The organism is Kribbella sp. CWNU-51 (genome assembly GCF_054073265.1).
Window position 1 is genome coordinate 141,630 of the sequence record NZ_JBSXMZ010000059.1, and the last position, 16,554, is coordinate 158,183.

Annotated in this window: 15 protein-coding genes; 10 read left to right on the plus strand and 5 right to left on the minus strand. The window is 69.0% G+C overall.

The window, feature by feature from the left end; all coding sequences use genetic code 11:
- Positions 1-3 precede the first annotated feature (3 nt).
- Positions 4-1,659, plus strand: a complete 1,656-nt coding sequence (locus ACXC9Q_RS40450; protein WP_457062193.1) for an FAD-binding dehydrogenase — start codon at positions 4-6, stop codon at positions 1,657-1,659.
- Positions 1,656-2,747: an alpha/beta hydrolase family protein gene (locus tag ACXC9Q_RS40455; protein WP_457062194.1), complete on the plus strand. Its 1,092-nt coding sequence runs from the start codon at positions 1,656-1,658 to the stop codon at positions 2,745-2,747. The genes ACXC9Q_RS40450 and ACXC9Q_RS40455 overlap by 4 nt, the downstream gene beginning before the upstream one ends.
- On the opposite strand, the gene ACXC9Q_RS40460 is transcribed toward ACXC9Q_RS40455, so the two are convergent.
- The 3 genes from ACXC9Q_RS40460 to ACXC9Q_RS40470 form a co-directional block, all read right to left on the minus strand.
- Entirely contained in the window at positions 2,731-3,666 is a 936-nt protein-coding gene (locus ACXC9Q_RS40460) for a serine protein kinase RIO (protein ID WP_329483978.1), read from the minus strand. The two genes, ACXC9Q_RS40455 and ACXC9Q_RS40460, sit on opposite strands and share 17 nt — an antisense overlap.
- A 149-nt stretch (positions 3,667-3,815) precedes the next feature.
- On the minus strand, positions 3,816-4,541 hold the full coding sequence (locus ACXC9Q_RS40465) for an NIPSNAP family protein (protein ID WP_457062195.1): 726 nt from the start codon (positions 4,539-4,541) through the stop codon (positions 3,816-3,818).
- A 43-nt stretch (positions 4,542-4,584) separates the two neighbouring features.
- The gene (locus ACXC9Q_RS40470; RefSeq protein WP_457062196.1) at positions 4,585-6,006 is read right to left on the minus strand and encodes an aminotransferase-like domain-containing protein; all 1,422 of its coding nucleotides are present in this window, start codon (positions 6,004-6,006) and stop codon (positions 4,585-4,587) included.
- Here ACXC9Q_RS40470 and ACXC9Q_RS40475 point away from each other — a divergent pair.
- The 4 genes from ACXC9Q_RS40475 to ku all read left to right on the plus strand — a co-directional run bounded on the left by ACXC9Q_RS40475 (position 6,005) and on the right by ku (position 9,630).
- Positions 6,005-6,919 carry a DMT family transporter gene (locus ACXC9Q_RS40475; protein WP_457062197.1) on the plus strand — a complete coding sequence of 305 codons (915 nt, stop codon included), beginning with the start codon at positions 6,005-6,007 and terminating at the stop codon, positions 6,917-6,919. The genes ACXC9Q_RS40470 and ACXC9Q_RS40475 overlap by 2 nt on opposite strands.
- Before the next feature lie 101 nt (positions 6,920-7,020).
- On the plus strand, positions 7,021-7,824 hold the full coding sequence (locus ACXC9Q_RS40480) for a sigma-70 family RNA polymerase sigma factor (RefSeq protein ID WP_457062198.1): 804 nt from the start codon (positions 7,021-7,023) through the stop codon (positions 7,822-7,824).
- A gap of 45 nt (positions 7,825-7,869) precedes the next feature.
- Entirely contained in the window at positions 7,870-8,736 is an 867-nt protein-coding gene (locus ACXC9Q_RS40485) for a hypothetical protein (protein ID WP_457062199.1), read from the plus strand.
- A 39-nt stretch (positions 8,737-8,775) separates the two neighbouring features.
- Positions 8,776-9,630: a non-homologous end joining protein Ku gene (ku, locus tag ACXC9Q_RS40490; RefSeq protein ID WP_457062201.1), complete on the plus strand. Its 855-nt coding sequence runs from the start codon at positions 8,776-8,778 to the stop codon at positions 9,628-9,630.
- An 8-nt stretch (positions 9,631-9,638) separates the two neighbouring features.
- Here ku and ACXC9Q_RS40495 read toward each other — a convergent pair whose 3' ends face one another.
- Positions 9,639-10,301, minus strand: coding sequence for a hypothetical protein (locus tag ACXC9Q_RS40495; protein WP_457062203.1), 663 nt, complete (start codon positions 10,299-10,301; stop codon positions 9,639-9,641).
- A gap of 140 nt (positions 10,302-10,441) precedes the next feature.
- Between ACXC9Q_RS40495 and ACXC9Q_RS40500 the strand changes: the two genes are divergently transcribed.
- Positions 10,442-12,613, plus strand: a complete 2,172-nt coding sequence (locus ACXC9Q_RS40500; protein WP_457062205.1) for a thiamine pyrophosphate-dependent enzyme — start codon at positions 10,442-10,444, stop codon at positions 12,611-12,613.
- Here the strand turns inward: ACXC9Q_RS40500 and ACXC9Q_RS40505 are convergent.
- Positions 12,606-13,085, minus strand: a complete 480-nt coding sequence (locus tag ACXC9Q_RS40505) for a DnaJ family domain-containing protein (protein WP_457062206.1) — start codon at positions 13,083-13,085, stop codon at positions 12,606-12,608. The two genes, ACXC9Q_RS40500 and ACXC9Q_RS40505, sit on opposite strands and share 8 nt — an antisense overlap.
- An 88-nt stretch (positions 13,086-13,173) precedes the next feature.
- On the opposite strand from ACXC9Q_RS40505, the gene ACXC9Q_RS40510 reads away from it, so the two are divergent.
- The 3 genes from ACXC9Q_RS40510 to ACXC9Q_RS40520 are packed head-to-tail and all read left to right on the plus strand — an operon-like array spanning position 13,174 to position 16,515.
- Complete coding sequence (locus tag ACXC9Q_RS40510) at positions 13,174-13,755, plus strand: hypothetical protein (protein WP_457062207.1); 582 nt, start codon at positions 13,174-13,176, stop codon at positions 13,753-13,755.
- Between the two features lie 32 nt (positions 13,756-13,787).
- Positions 13,788-15,332: an aldehyde dehydrogenase family protein gene (locus ACXC9Q_RS40515; RefSeq protein ID WP_457062209.1), complete on the plus strand. Its 1,545-nt coding sequence runs from the start codon at positions 13,788-13,790 to the stop codon at positions 15,330-15,332.
- A gap of 25 nt (positions 15,333-15,357) precedes the next feature.
- Positions 15,358-16,515, plus strand: a complete 1,158-nt coding sequence (locus ACXC9Q_RS40520; protein WP_457062210.1) for an NAD(P)/FAD-dependent oxidoreductase — start codon at positions 15,358-15,360, stop codon at positions 16,513-16,515.
- Positions 16,516-16,554 lie beyond the last annotated feature (39 nt).

Sequence of the window (16,554 nt, forward strand, 5' to 3'; positions counted from 1 at the left end):
ACCATGGACGCCGATGTGATCGTTGTCGGGGCGGGACTGGCCGGGCTGGCCGCGACGGCCGAGCTGGCCGACGCGGGCCGGAAGGTGCTGCTGCTGGACCAGGAGCCGGAGGCGTCCCTCGGCGGCCAGGCGTTCTGGTCGTTCGGCGGACTGATGTTCGTCAACTCCCCCGAGCAGCGCCGGATGGGGATCAAGGACTCGCGCGACCTCGCGCTGCAGGACTGGCTCGGCTCGGCCGGGTTCGACCGGCTGGACGACGAGGACAGGTGGGCCCGGCAGTGGGCCGAGGCGTACGTCGATTTCGCGGCCGGTGAGAAGCGCCCGTGGCTGCATGCCCAGGGCGTGCGGTTCTTCCCTGTGGTCGGCTGGGCCGAGCGCGGTGGCTACAACGCCGATGGTCACGGCAACTCGGTCCCCCGCTTCCACATCACCTGGGGCACCGGGCCGGGGCTGGTCGCGCCGTTCGAACGGCGGGTCCGGGAGGCGGTCGCGAAGGGGCTCGTCGAGTTCCGGTTCCGGCATCGGGTGGACGAGCTGACGGTCACCGGCGGTGTGGTCGACGGCGTCGCGGGCAAGGTGCTGGAGCCGAGCGACGTCGAGCGCGGGGTCTCGAGTTCGCGCGTCGAGGTGGGCGACTTCAGCCTCACCGCCCAGGCGGTGATCGTCACGTCCGGCGGCATCGGCGGCAACCACGATCTGGTCCGCGCGCAGTGGCCGCAGCGGATGGGCGAGCCGCCGAAGCGGATGATCTCCGGCGTCCCCGCGCACGTCGACGGGCGGATGCTCGCGATCACCGAGAACGCCGGCGGGCGGTATGTGAACCGCGACCGGATGTGGCACTACACCGAAGGCATCCAGAACTGGGACCCGATCTGGCCGATGCACGGGATCCGGATCCTGCCCGGTCCGTCCTCGCTCTGGTTCGATGCCACCGGCAAGCGACTGCCGGTGCCGCTGTTCCCCGGCTTCGACACCTTGGGGACGCTCGAGCACATCATGACGACCGGGTACGACTACACCTGGTTCGTGCTCACCCAGAAGATCATCGAGAAGGAGTTCGCCCTCTCCGGCCAGGAGCAGAACCCGGACCTGACCGGCAAGGACATCAAGGGTGTGCTCGGCCGAGCGCGCGGTGGTGCGACCGCGCCGGTGCAGGCGTTCATGGACAAGGGTGCCGACTTCGTCGTCCGCGGCAACCTTCCGGACCTGGTCCGCGGGATGAACGACCTGACCGGTGACAACCTGATCAACCTGGACGATCTGGAGCGGCAGATCGTCGCCCGTGACCGCGAGCTGACCAACACGTTCACCAAGGACCTGCAGATCACCGCGCTGCGCGGTGCCCGGAACTACCGCGGCGACAAGCTGATCCGGGTCGCGTCACCGCATCGCATCCTCGATCCCAAGGCCGGCCCGCTGATCGCCGTACGGCTGAACATCCTCACCCGCAAGTCTCTCGGCGGCCTGCAGACCGACCTGGACTCCCGCGTGCTGCGCGCCGACGGTACGCCGCTGCCCGGTGTCTACGCGGCCGGCGAGGTGGCCGGCTTCGGCGGTGGCGGCATCCACGGCTACCGATCGCTCGAAGGCACCTTCGTCGGCGGTTGCCTCTTCACCGGACGTACGGCGGGACGCGCGGCAGCGAAGGCCATCTCTTGACTCGCGTCCCGGGCGCCGAGCACCAGGAGCTCGCCGAGCTGGACGACCTGACCACGACCGGCACCGTCGCGTCCGGCCACACGAACCCGGCGGACTATGTAGGCACCACCCACGCCGGTCTGCCCACGCACTCGGGTGTGCCGGGCATCCAGCTCGACGGCTACTTCCCGTCCGGCACGCACACGAACACCAACCACGGCTGGAACCACGACGCCCAGTTCGTCATCCGGCTGCCGGAGACGTGGAACGGCAGCGTGGTCGTCTCCGGTGCGCCCGGCGTACGAGCGCAGTACGCGAACGACACGGCGATCTCCGACTACGTCCTCTCGCTGGGTTACGCGTACGCCGCCACCGACAAGGGCAACACCGGCGCCGAGTTCTCCGCCGGCAGCCGCGAACCGGGCGACGCCATCGTCGAGTGGAACGCCCGGATGACCGAGCTCACCCTGGCCGCCAAGGAGACCGTCGCGCAGCACTACGGCCGGCCGGCCGACGAAGTGATCGCGGCCGGTGTCTCGAACGGCGGCTACCTGGTCCGTTGGCAACTCGAGAATCATCCGGAGCTCTACACCCGCGGGGTCGACCTGGAAGGGACGTTGTGGACGGTGGACGGGCCCAACCCGTTCAGATCTCTGCCGTTGGCAATCAGGGGCTATGAGCAACAATCCCCGGAGCTGATCACCGCGGCCGGATTCGATCCGCGGTCGGATTTCCTCTGGGAGTACCACTACACGGTCTACTGGCCGTTGACCCAACGGATCTACACCGCCGAACTCGATCCGTCGTACTCGGGCAGCGAAGCCGACTACGACTACAGGCAACGGCCCGAGGCGCACCAGGCGATCGAGCGCTTCGCGCTGACCGGGAAGATCGGTAAGCCGCTGCACACGATCCACGGGACGTACGACTGCCTGCTCCCGATTACGCAGAACTCCGATGCCTACGCGGAGCTGGCAGCCCCGACCGGCCTGCACACGTACCAGCGGGTCGAGGCGGGCAACCATCTCGACGGTCTCGTCGACGCCTACCCCGACCAGCTGGTACCGCTCGTCCCCCTGCTGCAGCAGGCGATCAGAACACCATGCTGAGCAGATCGGCGAACAGCTCCTGTTCGTCGATCTCCAACCCGCGGTTGGTGAACCAGGTCGCCATGTTGTGGCAGTCCCGGAGCAGGAAGTCCATGCCCTTCGGATTGCCGACGATGTCGACGACCTGCGGCAGGTCGATCATCACGATCCGGTCCCCCTGGGCGAGGACGTTGTACGGCGACAGGTCCCCGTGGGCCAACCCCGCCCTGGCCAACTCGCGCATCCCGTGCCGGACCTGCTCGAAGTACTGACCGAGCAGCTCCTTCGACGGCCGGACCTGGGCGAGCCGCGGCGCGGCCCCGCCCTCACCGTCGTCGATGAACTCCATCAGCAACTCGGTGCCGTCGACCTGCACCGGGTACGGCACCGGGACGCCGGCCTTCCACAGCTGGCACAGCGCACCCCACTCGGCACCCGCCCATTGCCCGGCGGCGACGCTGCGGCCGTGCGAGGTCTTCTTCGCCATCGCGCGGGTGTCCCGGCTGTTGCGGGTACGGCGCCCTTCGACGTACGACGTACTGCGATGGAAGGACCGGTGTTCCTCGGTGCGGTACCGCTTGGCGGCGAGCAGCGAGGAACGGGCCGGGTTGCCGCCGATGGCCTCGACGGCACGCTCGACCAGGAAGACGTCGGCTTCCTTGCCGGTTTTGAGGACGCCGAGCTCGGTGTCGATCGCGGCCTGTTCCGTCACGACCCAGTCGGGTCGTGGATCCGGGCCGCGAGAACCGCGCTCGACGTCCAGCCAGGTGGACCACCGCTGATCCGATCCCAGCGTCTCTTCCACTTCCTGGAAGTGAAAGACGAACGCGTCGGCGGGATCGGGTTCGGACTCGTCGCGGGTCAGATCGGCCCAGCGGGAGTCGAAGTCGGGAAAGTTGTCAGAAAGGTCGTGCTCGGTACGAAAGACGTCGGAAGACATCTGGTGTGCTCCTGAACCTTGAGGTGAGACTGACGCGGACATGCCGCAGCACAGTGATGGCCATCCGTCAGCCCTCCTTAGGTCCAGGCAGCGCTCGTCGCCGCTCGGCTGAACCAGCATGCACGCCCGCTCCCGGGCGCGCAACGCATTTATCGCAGCTGCGAACGCGCGGTCGGCCGGAGCCGGAGCTCCTGGGCTGGTGAGACCGACCGGCAGACGAGTTCCGGCAGCACCTGCCGCTGCCACACCTCCGACGCCGCGAGCCGCCGGCGATGCTCGTCGTACGCCGCCTCGTCGTCGAACCGGGCGAACCACGCGAGCACGACCTCGTCCCGCAGCGGCAGCGCCGGAAAGTTGTTCTCGGCAACCAAAGTCTCGAAGGCCGCGACCGGCTCGGCACCGGTGGCCGTCAGCGCCGGTACGACGTGATCGGTGAAGAACTCGACGAAGCCGTCGTCCGGCGAACCACGGTGGTACACGGCTCCGGCGATGATCGAGCCGGGGACGTCCGTCGTACCTCTTGGTGGGCGGGGTGAATCCAGGCGCGGGTAGGCCGGGCCGAGGTGGAGGGGTTCGAGGAGGAGCGCGTTGTCGGAGTCGATCATCGTCTTGTTCGCGGTCGCGGCATGCTCACGCCAGACCGGGCCGTAGTAGAACGCGTTCAGCGCCTCGGCCCGAGTGGGCAGGTCGGCGAAGCCGCGGATCCAGACGAACCGGTCGGGATCGTCTAGATCGCGGAACTGGCCGACGATGTGCATCCCGGCCGCTTCCTGCCCCTCGACGAAGTGGTCGTCGAAGACCTCGATCAAGGTGTCACGCTGTCCGGGATGCAGCGTGTACTGACGCAGGTCGACCACGGCGCAGCACTCGTCCATGGGCGTGAGTCAATCAGGGAAACCTGACAGAAGCTGTCAGGCTTCAGCGCAACTTGCGCACCACCTGGTCGAGCCGTTCGACGCCACGGACGATCTCGTCGGCGGACGCCGCGGCCGCGTAGCTGAATCGCAGGTGCCGGGTCGGACCGCCGGGCAGGTAAAAGTTCCTCCCCGGGCTGACCGAGACGCCTTGGCGAACTGCTTCCGCGACGACCTGATCGTCGACCATTCCGTCGGGCAGTGTGGTCCAGAGGTGATAGCCGCCGGGCCGGACCGCATCGATCGTCAGGTGCGGACTCCGCTCCGCCAGGCTCTGCGTCAACGCCTGCCGTCGCTCCCGTAATGCCGCCGCCAGCCGGCGCAGGTGCGTCGCGTAGGACGGTGACGTCATCAACTCCAGTGCGGTCTCCTGCATCGGCCTGGGTACGAAGAAGCTGTTGATCACATGGGTGTCGCGGAGCCGCGCGTACGCCGCTCCGTGCGCGGTGAGACCGGAGATGCGCAGGCTCGGCGAGGTGGGTTTGGTCAGCGACCGGATGTGGACGACGTGACCATCGGGGTCGTCCGCGGCCAGCGGTTGGGGCAGGTCGGGCGCGTCGTCGTGGACCAGGCGGCGGGTGAAGTCGTCCTCGATGACGAAGGCACCGGCTGCGCGGACCGCTTCCATCAGGCGCGCTCTTCGCGGCGGCGCGAGTACGGCACCGGTCGGGTTCTGGAACAGTGGTTGGCAGACCAGCACGCGGGCGCCTGAGGTTGCGAAGGCCTCCTCCAGGAGTTCGACCCGGAGGCCGTCCGCGTCGACCGGCACGGGGACGGTCCGCAGGCCGGCCGCGGCGGCGGCCGCGAGCGTTCCCGGGTACGTCGGGACCTCGACCAGCACTGCTTGACCAGGATCGGTCAAGGCTCGCAACGCGGTCACCAGCGCGGTCTGGCCGCCGGAACTGATCAGCACGTCGTTCGCACCGAGAGGGCCCTCACGTCCACCGATGTCGGCGGCGAACCAGGCCCGCAGTTCGGGAAGCCCATCAGCCGGCGCACGCGTCCAGGTCCCGGGCCGGCGTCCCGCCCGTCCGATCGCGTCCGCCAGCGCCTTGCTCGGCTGAAGCGACTCGTGCAGGTAACCGGTCGACAGATCGACGACCCCTTCGACGGGAGCCGCCAGCATCAGCATCATCGGCCCGATGTCGGGCCGGCTCATCCTGAGCGCCTCCTCCTGCCAGGACAGGTCAGCCGACGTCGCCGGTCGGCGCTGTGCACGCTCGCTGACGAACACGCCCGCCCCGGGCCGCGAGCTGACAACCCCTTCAGCCATCAGCACGGTGACCGCCCGCGACAACGTGACCGGACTGATCCCCCACCGCCGCACCAACGCACGGCTGGACGGCAACCGCCCACCCGGCCCGGCAGTCGTCACCTCCGCCCGCAACCTGCCGACCACCACACCCAGACTGCTATCGTGGTCCATGACAGGTCACGATAGCGCTACTGTCACCCAGCGGAAAGCGATACCGCCCATCGGGGCCGGGACGTTTGCGGCCTTGGCCGGGGTGGCTTCTTTCTCGCTCAGCTTTCCGGCGACTGTTTGGGCGACTCGGGGGATGGGGCCATGGACCGCGACCGGGGCGCGGGGGCTGTTGGCGGGGGTGCTCGCGGCCGGGCTGCTGGGTGTGCTTCGGGTCAGGTGGCCGGAGCGGCGGGATCTGGCCGGGCTGCTGGTTGTTGCGGGTGGGTGTGTGATCGGGTTTCCGCTGCTGACCACGTTAGCGTTGCAGACGTCGACGACCGCGCACTCGGCGGTGGTGGTCGGGCTGCTGCCGATCGCGACAGCCTCCGCTTCGGCGGTGATGACGCGGAAGCGGCTGCCCGGGATGTTCTGGGGTGCGGCCGGCGTAGGCGCGGCGGCGGTCGTCGTGTTCACGCTGACCCAGCACCACGGCAGCGTGTCGATCGCCGACCTGTATCTCGTGGCGGCGCTGCTGGTTTGTGCGCTCGGATACGCCGAGGGCGGCCGGCTCGCCGGGCATCTGCCGGGATGGCATGTGATCGCCTGGGCCGTGGTGCTCGCTCTGCCGATCAGCCTCGCCATCACGCTGATCGCCGTACCGCACGAACGCTTCGCTCCGACACCATCGAGTCTCGTCGGCCTTGCTTACATCGCTGGGATTTCGCAACTTGGCGGGTTCGTCGTCTGGTATCGCGGCATGGGGATCATCGGCGTCGCGAAGGCCAGTCAGCTGCAGCTCGCCCAGCCCCTGCTCACCCTGGTGTGGTCGGTGCTGCTGATGAACGAGCACCTCCCGCTGACCGCTCCGATCACCGCGGTCGTCGTACTTCTTTGCATCGTCGTCACACAACGCACTCGTTTCAAACACGTGTAACACCTGAGTACTTGCAAGCGGCGGCCGAGTTTGATCTGGTGGAGGTAGTGGCTCAGCCGTGATGCCACCGACCTGCACGACGACACGACGAGGTTTCTCCCGTGACGACCGCAGCTCCCAGCGCTGAGGACTCCAAACAGCGCATCGCCGACACCACCCACGAACTCCTGCTCGAAGCCGACTACACACCGGATCCGCGCCACCAGCAACTCCTGGACGAGGTCGTGATCCTGAACGCCCCCGTGGCCCGCTCGATCGCGTCGCGGTATCGCAGCAAGGGCGTTGACTCCGACGACCTCGAGCAGGTCGCCTACCTCGGCCTGGTCAAGGCCGCCAACGGCTACAAGATCGACGCATCCACAGCCTTCCTGTCGTACGCCGTACCGACGATCAGAGGCGAGCTGAAACGGTACTTCCGCGACTGTGCGTGGACCGTCCGGCCGCCGCGCCGGGTCCAGGAGATGCAGGGCAGCATCGCCGCCGCCGAGCCCGAACTCATCCAGCGCCTCGGGCATGTCCCCACCGACGAGGAGACCGCCGCGGCACTCGGCACTGATCCGGCCGAGATCGCCGAGGCCAGCTCGGTCCGCGGCTGCTTCAGCACGCTGTCGCTGGACGCGCCCGGTGCGCCCGAGGGCGGCACCAACCTGCTCGACACAGTCGCCGACGCCGAGGACGGGTACGACCTGGTCGAGAACGTGCACACCCTGACGCCGGCCGTCGCCGGTCTCGGCGACCGGGACAAGCGCATCCTCGAGCTGCGGTTCCGCAACGGCTTCACCCAGGAAGAGATCGGCCACGAGCTCGGAGTCAGCCAGATGCAGGTGTCCCGCCTGCTGCGCGGCATCCTCGACCGGCTCCGCACCGACCTGGCCGCACCGGACGGCGTACCGAAGAACGGGTAGTCGAGCCGACGACTACCCGCTCGTCGGTGCGGTAGCGTCGGCAGCGTGGACTTCGAGGAGGCGGCGGATGCGCTCTACGCGGCGCCGGCTGCCGATTTCATTGCTACTCGCAACGAGCTGGCCAAGCAGCTGAAGGCTGACGGCGATCAGCTCGGGTCGACCCGGCTGAAGGCGATGCGCAAGCCGACGGTCGCCGCCTGGGTGGCGAACCTGGTCGCCCGGAGCCTGCCGGACGAGCTGGACGACCTGCTCGCGCTCGGCGACGAGTTCCGCGAGGCGACCGCCGATCTCGACGGCGAACGGCTCCGGGACCTGACGCCGAAACGCCACCAGCTGCTGGACAAGCTGTCCAAAGAGGCTGTCCGGCTGGCCTCGGACGAAGGCCAGAAGGTCAGCGCCGACGTCGGTCAGAAGCTGCGCGAGACACTCGACGCCGCCTTGATCGATCCGGCCGCCGGTGACGCGCTGCGCGAAGGCCGGTTGAGCAGCGCGCTGCGGCACGTCGGTTTCGGCGTCGTCGACGAGAACGGCGAACCCTCCAACGTCACCCTGCTCACCGACGAACGCCGGCAGGCTGCCCGCGATCGCCGCAAGGCGCAGCAGGCCGAGGCCGACAAGGAGTCGGCCGCCACGCGCGGCAAGCGGGAGGCCGCGGAGCGCGAAGCGGAAGAACGCGAGGCCGCCGAGAAGGCGAAGGCCAAGCAGGCGTTCGAGGACGCGGTGACCGCGGCCCAGAAAGCCGAAGCGACGGTCGAGGACCTCGACAACCAGCTCGACGCCGCCCGCGAAGCGCTGGCCGAGGCCCAGGAGCAGGTCAAACGACTCGGCGCCGAGCTGGACGAAGCCCGGCGAGCCGCCCGCGACGCCCAGAAACACAGCCGCGAGGCACGGAAGCGATACAACCGGCTCTGACCTGGGTACCGGCCGGGGCGGCATGGAGAGGAGCCTCCGATGGCGCGGTCGATCTGGAGCGGGTACATCACCTTCGGGCTGGTCACGGTACCGGTCGGGCTGTACAGCGCGACCCAGGAGCACGAACTGGACTTCCACCAGTTCCAGAAGGGGACGTCGGACCGGATCCGGTACAAGCGGGTGAACGAGCGGACCGGTCGCGAGGTGGACTTCGACAAGATCGTCAAGGGGCACGACGTCGGCGGCGGCGAGTACGTCATCGTCGAGCCCGAGGAACTGGACAACATCGCCCCCGGCAAGTCGCGCTCGCTGGAGATCGACACCTTCGTCGACCTGGACGAGATCGACCCGATGCATTTCCAGAAGAGCTACTATCTGGGCCCGAAGGACTCCGAGAACGCCTCGTCGTACGGCCTGCTACGGGACGCGCTGGCGAAGACGAACCGGGCCGGGATCGCGAAGTTCGTGATGCGCGGCAAGGAGTACCTGGCCACGATCCGGGCCGACGGCAAGGTTCTGGTGCTGGAGACGATGTTCTTCGCCGACGAGATCCGCGACCCGGACAAGGAGGTCGGCGACCTGCCCCGCAAGTCGACCGCCGGGAAACAGCTGTCGATGGCCGTCGACCTGATCGAAGCGATGAGCGGTGAGTGGAAGCCGGCCGCCTACAAGGACACCTACACCGAGCGGGTCCGCAAGCTCGTGAACACCAAGCGCAAGGGCAAGGAGGTCGTCTTCACCGAGGAGGAGCCGGAGGCCACCACCCCGACCGACCTGGTCGCCGCCCTCCGCGCGAGCGTCGAGTCGGCCCGCAAGTCCCGGACCACCAAGAAGACAGCAGCGAAGAAGAAGAGCTCACCCAAGAAGTCATCGACAAAGAAGAAAGCAGCCTGACGCGCTGGTCAGAGGCTTGTGGGGCCTTCTCCCGGCGTAGGGAGCAGGTAGCTGCTCGGGTTGGCGGGGGCGCCGGCGTCGAGCCAGCGGTGGAAGCCGTCGGGGTTGAGGCGCTCGAATTCGTCCAGGCAGATCCGGCGTACTTCGGCGACCGCCTGGCGATCCCGTGGTCCCGCGCCCTGCGCTAGCTGGGTGGCGGTCTCGGCCCACACCCCGCAGAGCTCCTCGATGCTGAGCGGGCACTTGAGCGACGCGATCAGCGCCTCGTCCTCGAAGAACTGGGACTCACTCATCCGCGTGAGCTTCCGCTGCTGCCGTGACAGTCGCGGCCGCCGCTCCGGTACGACGAGGTCGATCAGTACGAACACCGCCGCGAGGACCAGCGCCGCCGCCAGCCCGAGCGCACCCCAGGCCAGCAACCGCACCAGCCCCGGCAGGCACAGCACGGCGGCCGCGGCCGCTGCCGCAACCGTCACCGGTGATTGGAACGGCGCATCGTCGTTCACGTGCCGGATCACCGCGGCGAGCGGCCACACCAGCGCGAACACCACGGCCAGCAGGATCGACGCGGCGAGCGGACCCAGCAGCAGAACGCCGGCCAGCACCCCGGTGGTCCCCACCCCCAGACCAGCCGCGATCGCCATCCGCCGCACCACCGGGGAAAGACGCATGACCACTACTCACTCACCGCCGACACGTTCACCTCACAGATACCCGGAGAACGAACCACCCCCCGTCACGGTTCCCTGAGCACGCCCCATCAATCCACTCCTGATGGACCCGGGCTGGGTCGAGCATGGGTGCTCAGTCCGTGGGCCAAGCTGTGGTCCGGGCGTTCTTCGCCGATCATGGAACTGATGAGGAGCTTGGAGTGGTGCGCGTGAACGCGGTGGACGAGCGGTTCGCCGAGCGGGTACGTGGGCTCGGGCCGGCCGCGTGGGACCAACCCACCGAGCTGCTGCGGAGCCTGTACGACGCTCAGCTCGGGAGTCGTCATGCCGACCTGGCGGCGCGCTGGATGCAGTCGCAGGGCAGCGGGTTCTACACGATCGGCTCGGCCGGCCACGAGGGGAACGCGGCCGTCGCCGCCGCTCTCCGACCGACCGATCCGGCGCTCCTGCACTACCGGTCCGGCGCCTTCTACCTCACCCGCGCCGACCAGTGCGGCTCGAAGGAAGGCCTCCGCGACATCCTCCTCGGCGTCGCGGCGGCGACGACGGAGCCGATCGCCGGCGGCCGGCACAAGGTGTTCGGCCGGCACGACCTGGCGATCATCCCGCAGACCTCGACGATCGCGTCCCACCTGCCACGGGCGATGGGCGTCGCGTTCTCGCTGAACCGGTCGGGGAAGCTCGGCGTTCCGTCGCCGTGGCCGGCCGACGCGATCGTGGTGACCAGCTTCGGCGACGCCTCCGCGAACCATTCGACCGCGACCGGCGCGATCAACGCCGCCTTGCACGCGTCGTACCAGGGGCTGCCGATGCCGCTGCTGCTGGTCTGCGAGGACAACGGCATCGGCATCAGCGTGCGCACCCCGGACGGATGGATCCGGCAGGCGTACGGACAGCGGCCCGGCCTGCGGTACTTCGACGCCGACGGCACAGACCTCGCGGCGACGCTGACCATCGCGACAGAGGCGGCCACCTTCGTCCGGCGCAACCGGCGACCGGCCTTCCTGCGGCTGCGCACCGTCCGCCTGCTCGGCCACGCCGGCTCCGACGTGGAAGCGGCGTACCGGAGTCCCGCCGAGCTGGCCGCGGACGAGGAGCTCGACCCACTCCTCGGTACGGCGCGCCTGCTCCTCGGCACCGGGCTGACAGCGGACGACATCATCGAGATTTACGAGGACAAGCGGTCCGAGGCGATGGGGATCGCGGCCGAGGTCGCGGGCCTACCGCAGCTTTCGTCGGCGGAGGCCGTCGCCGCGCCGCTGCGCTTCCCCGACCCGGAGGCCGTCGCGACCTCGTTGCCTCAGCGGTCGAAGCCGACGGAGCGGCTGACCCTGAGCCAGTCGATCAACCAAGCCTTGAGCGACGTACTCGCGTCCTACCCGGAGGCGATGGTCTTCGGCGAGGATGTCGGCCGCAAGGGCGGCGTGTACGGCGTGACGCGCGGGCTGCAGAAGTCATTCGGCCCGGCCCGGGTGTTCGACACCTTGCTGGACGAGCAGTCCATTCTCGGCCTGGGGTTGGGCGCGGGCGTCTCCGGACTGCTGCCGATCCCGGAGATCCAGTACCTGGCCTACCTGCACAACGCCGAGGACCAGCTCCGCGGCGAGGCGGCGTCGCTGAAGTTCTTCTCCCAGGAGCAGTACGCGAACCCGATGGTCCTGCGGGTCGCCGGCTACGGCTACCAGAAGGGGTTCGGCGGCCATTTCCACAACGACGACGCGATCGGCGTCCTCCGCGACATCCCCGGGATCGTGATCGCGTCGCCGTCCCGGCCGGACGACGCGGCCGCGATGCTGCATGCCTGCGCGGCGGCCGCGCGATCGTCGGGCACGGTCAGCGTGTTCCTCGAGCCGATCGCGCTCTACCACCGGCGCGATCTGTACGACGACGGGGACGACCAGTGGGTGGCGTCGTACCCGAAGGAGCCGGTGCCGATCGGACGCGGCCGGACGTACGGCGACGGGACGGAACTGACCGTCGTGACGTTCGGCAACGGCGTGCCGATGAGTCTGCGAGTGGCGGCCCGAGTGCCAGGCATCCGGGTCCTCGACCTGCGCTGGCTGGCGCCGCTGCCGGTCGACGATCTGTTGCGCGAGGCAACTACAACCGGCCGGGTGCTGGTCGTCGACGAGACCCGGCGGTCCGGCGGTGTCTCCGAAGGCGTCCTGGCGACCCTGATCGACCACGGCTACACCGGTCGGCTGGCCCGGGTGACGAGCCACGACTCCTACGTCCCGCTGGGCGCGGCCGCCCACCACGTCCTGCTCGGCGAGCAGACCATCGAGACCGCGGCCCGCGAACTACTCAGCTGAACAGCCGCTGCCAAAACGACTTCTTGGCCGGCCGTTCAGGCTCGGCGACCGACTGTTGGCGGGCCGGCTCCGGGCGCTCGGCCTTCCACTGCGCCAGGACCGCTTCCTCGTCGACCGTGCCGACCGGCACGACCGGGCCGGTGGTGTCGCGGATGCTGACCAGGATGCGCTTGTTCAGATCCGCGAGGTAGTCGCGCACCTCTGACTCGCGCCGCATCCGCGCGACGGTCTCCTGCACCTTCTGCTTCTCCTTGCGGAGCAGCACCGCCGGCGGCAGCAGCGCGTCGGTCTCGATCTGCTCGCGGCGGATGAAGTCCTTCACCCACCAGTCCGGGTCGTGCGGGGCGGCCAACTTGGTCAGCGGCTTGCCCGCCAACGCCAGGTTGTCGAACTCGCCCGCGTTCGCGGCCTGCTGGACCTGGGCCCGGACCCAATCCTGGGTACTCATGCCCGGCGGCTTGCGCTTGGTCATGCCGACACCTCACCTGTCCTCATCGACAGTTGCTTCGGGCGGCTCAGTTTATCGGCTTGTGAATGCAATCACAAGACATACTGGGGAGGTGGACCTGACCGACGAAGAGATCGCTGCGATGACGCCGGCCGAGCGACGGGACCTGATCCTGCGGCTGGCGCCCCGCCCGCCCGGGATGCCGTCGCGGCGCGCGTTCGACCGGATCCGCAAGTTCCGGACCGCGCTGATGCTGGTCTGCGTGGCCGCCCTGATCCCGTGGACCGTCTACCTGGCGATCACCCTGCCCAGCCACTACGTCGCCCGGAACTGGGTCGCGACCTGGGTCGGGTTCGACATCCTGCTGGTCGCCATGCTGACCCTGACCGCCCTCGCGGGCTGGAAGCGCAAGCAGTTCGTCTTCCCGGCCGCGTTCGCCTCCGGGGTGCTGCTGATCTGCGACGCCTGGTTCGACGTGATGACGAGTCAGCGCGGCGGCGACCTCACCCAGGCGCTGCTGAGTGCTTGCCTGGTCGAGCTCCCGCTGGCCTTCCTCCTGATCGCCGGCCCGCTCCGCCTGCTCCGGTACGTCGCTGTCCGCCACGGCATGATCCACCCCGAGTCCCGCCTCTGGCGGATGCCCATCCCGATCCCGGATCTCTACCCCGACCGCAAGGTGCCGCCCCGCGCATAAGGTGGAAGCTCCTACCAGGAAGGGGATGCCGCATGGCCGTCGAGGTGCTGTCCGTTGTCGGTGGCGAGCGAGTGGCGGAAGCGGTACGGCGTACTCCGTCGACCAACCCGGCTCAGCTCAGCGATGTCGTGGGGACGGTCGGCAGTGCGGGGCCTGAGGTGTTCGTGCGCGCGGCCGAGGCGGCCCGGGCCGCGCAGAGCGCGTGGGCGGCGACGCCGGCACCGCAACGTGGGCAGGTGATCGCGAACGTCGGCCGGCTGATGACCGCCAACAAGGAGCGACTCGCGGCACTCGTCACGCGGGAGATCGGGAAGCCGATCGCGGAGGCGCGCGGCGAGGTGCAGGAGATCATCGACACCTGCGACTTCTTCATCGGCGAGGGCCGCCGGCTCTACGGGCAGACCGTCCCGTCCGAGATGCCCGACAAGCAGTTGTTCACGTTCCGCCGCCCGGTCGGCACGGTCGCGGTGATCACGGCCGGCAACTTCCCGGTCGCCGTACCCTCCTGGTACATCGTCCCCGCGCTGCTCTGCGGCAACACGGTCGTCTGGAAGCCGGCGGAGTACTCCGCGGTGGTCTCCGACGCGTTCTACGAGATCTTCGCGCACTCCGGCGTACCTGCGGGCGTCTTCAACGTCGTGTACGCCGATGGGCCGGACACGTTCACCGGACTCGAACAGGCCTTGCGGGCCGGGCTGATCAACAAGGTCGGCTTCACCGGGTCGAGCGCGGTCGGCAGCCGGATCGGCGAACTCTGCGGCCGGCACCTGCAGACCCCGTGCCTCGAGCTCGGCGGCAAGAACCCGATGGTGATCACCGAGGACGCCGACCTCGACCTGGCCGTCGAGGGCGCCCTGTTCTCCGGCTTCGGTACGGCGGGTCAGCGGTGTACCTCGCTCGGTACGGCGATCGTCCACCGGTCGGTGCACGACGAGTTCCTCGACCGGTTCGGCCGGGCGGTCGCGAGTGCGGCGATGGGCGATCCGACGCGGGACGTGCTGTTCGGTCCGTTGCTGGACGAGAAGTTCGCGGCCGGGTTCGAGAAGTCACTGGGCTGGATCGCGGCCCACCACCGGGTGATCGGCGCGACCGGACGGGTCACCGCGGAGCACCCGCGGGCCGGTTTTGTCGGCGATCCGTCGGCCGGGTTGTTCTATCACCCGGTGATCGTGGCCGGAGTGCGGCCGGACGACGAGTTGTTCATGAACGAGACGTTCGGTCCCGTCGTCGGGGTCGCGACGTACACGACGCTCGACGAGGCGATTGCCCTCGGCAACAAGTCCGGGTACGGCCTGTCCAGCTCGATCTACACCACCGACCCGAACAAGGCGTTCCGGTTCGCGCAGGGGATCTCGGCCGGGATGGTGAGTGTGAACAACTCGACCTCCGGCGCCGAGGCGCACCTGCCCTTCGGCGGCAACGGCAAGTCCGGCAACGGCTCCCGGCAGAGCGGGATCTGGGTGCTCGACCAGTTCACCCGCTGGCAGTCGATGAACTGGGACTACTCCGGCAGGCTGCAGAAGGCGCAGATGGATGTCGAGACCGTCGAGGCCGACCTGACCTACCAACTGCCGTGATGGCGAGCGGCCGGACCGCGCTGTGATGACGGCCGACCTCCCCACCACCGCCGACGTGGTGATCGTCGGCGGTGGCGTGATGGGCACGAGCATCGCGTTCCACCTCGCCGAAGCCGGCGTGCCGAACGTGCTGCTGCTGGAACGGAACGCGCTCGGCTCGGGCTCGACCTCGAAGGCGGCCGGTGGAGTGCGGGCCAACTTCTCCGACGAGCTGAACATCGCGCTGGGCGCGCGCAGTCTGGAGGCGTTCGCGCGGTTCGGCGAACGGCCCGGCCAGGAGATCGACCTGCATCGTGTCGGGTATCTGTTCCTGCTCGAGACCGCCGACCAGCTCGAACTGTTCCGCGAGAGCACCCGCCTGCAGAACGCGGCCGGCCAGCCGACCCGGATGATCGATGTCGACGAAGCGGTTAGCCTCGCCCCGATCCTCGCGCCGGACGGCCTGGCCGGGGCCTGCTTCTCCCCGGCGGACGGGCATTGCACGCCGGAGTCCGTCGTACTCGGCTATGCGACCGCGGCCCGCCGGCTCGGCGCCACCTTGGTCACCAGATGCGAGGTCCTCGGTATCGATGCCCTCGGCAACCACATCACCGCGGTCCGGACCAGCCGCGGCGAGGTTCGCACCGGCACGGTCATCTGCGTGGCCGGCGCCTGGTCGGCGCCGCTCGCCGAGTTGGTCGGGGTCGAGTTGCCGGTCACGCCGTTGCGGCGGCAGATCGTTGTCACCGAGGCGATCCCGGACCTTCCCGCCCGCGTCCCGATGACGATCGACTTCAGCAGCACGTTCTACTTCCACCGCGAGGGTCCCGGCCTGCTGGTCGGGATGTCGGACCCCGACGAGCAACCCGGCTTCCACCTGAACCGGACCGACACCTGGCTCCCCCGGCTGACCGAGGCGATGACCAGGCGCGCGCCCTCGTTGCTCGACGTCGGCCTGACCGGCGGCTGGGCCGGCCTCTACGAGGTGACTCCGGATCACAACGCGCTCATCGGCGAGGCCGACGGAGTGTCCAGATTCCTTTATGCCACAGGGTTTTCCGGCCACGGCTTCCTGCAGGGACCGGCCGTCGGCGAGATCATCCGCGACCTCTACCTCGGCCGCGAGCCGTTCGTCGACATCACCCCACTCGACGCCCGCCGCTTCCACACGTCCGCGGCACGCGCCGAACGAAACATCGTCTGACACCTCGCAACGTCCGAAGAAGCGTGGCCCATAGCGCTC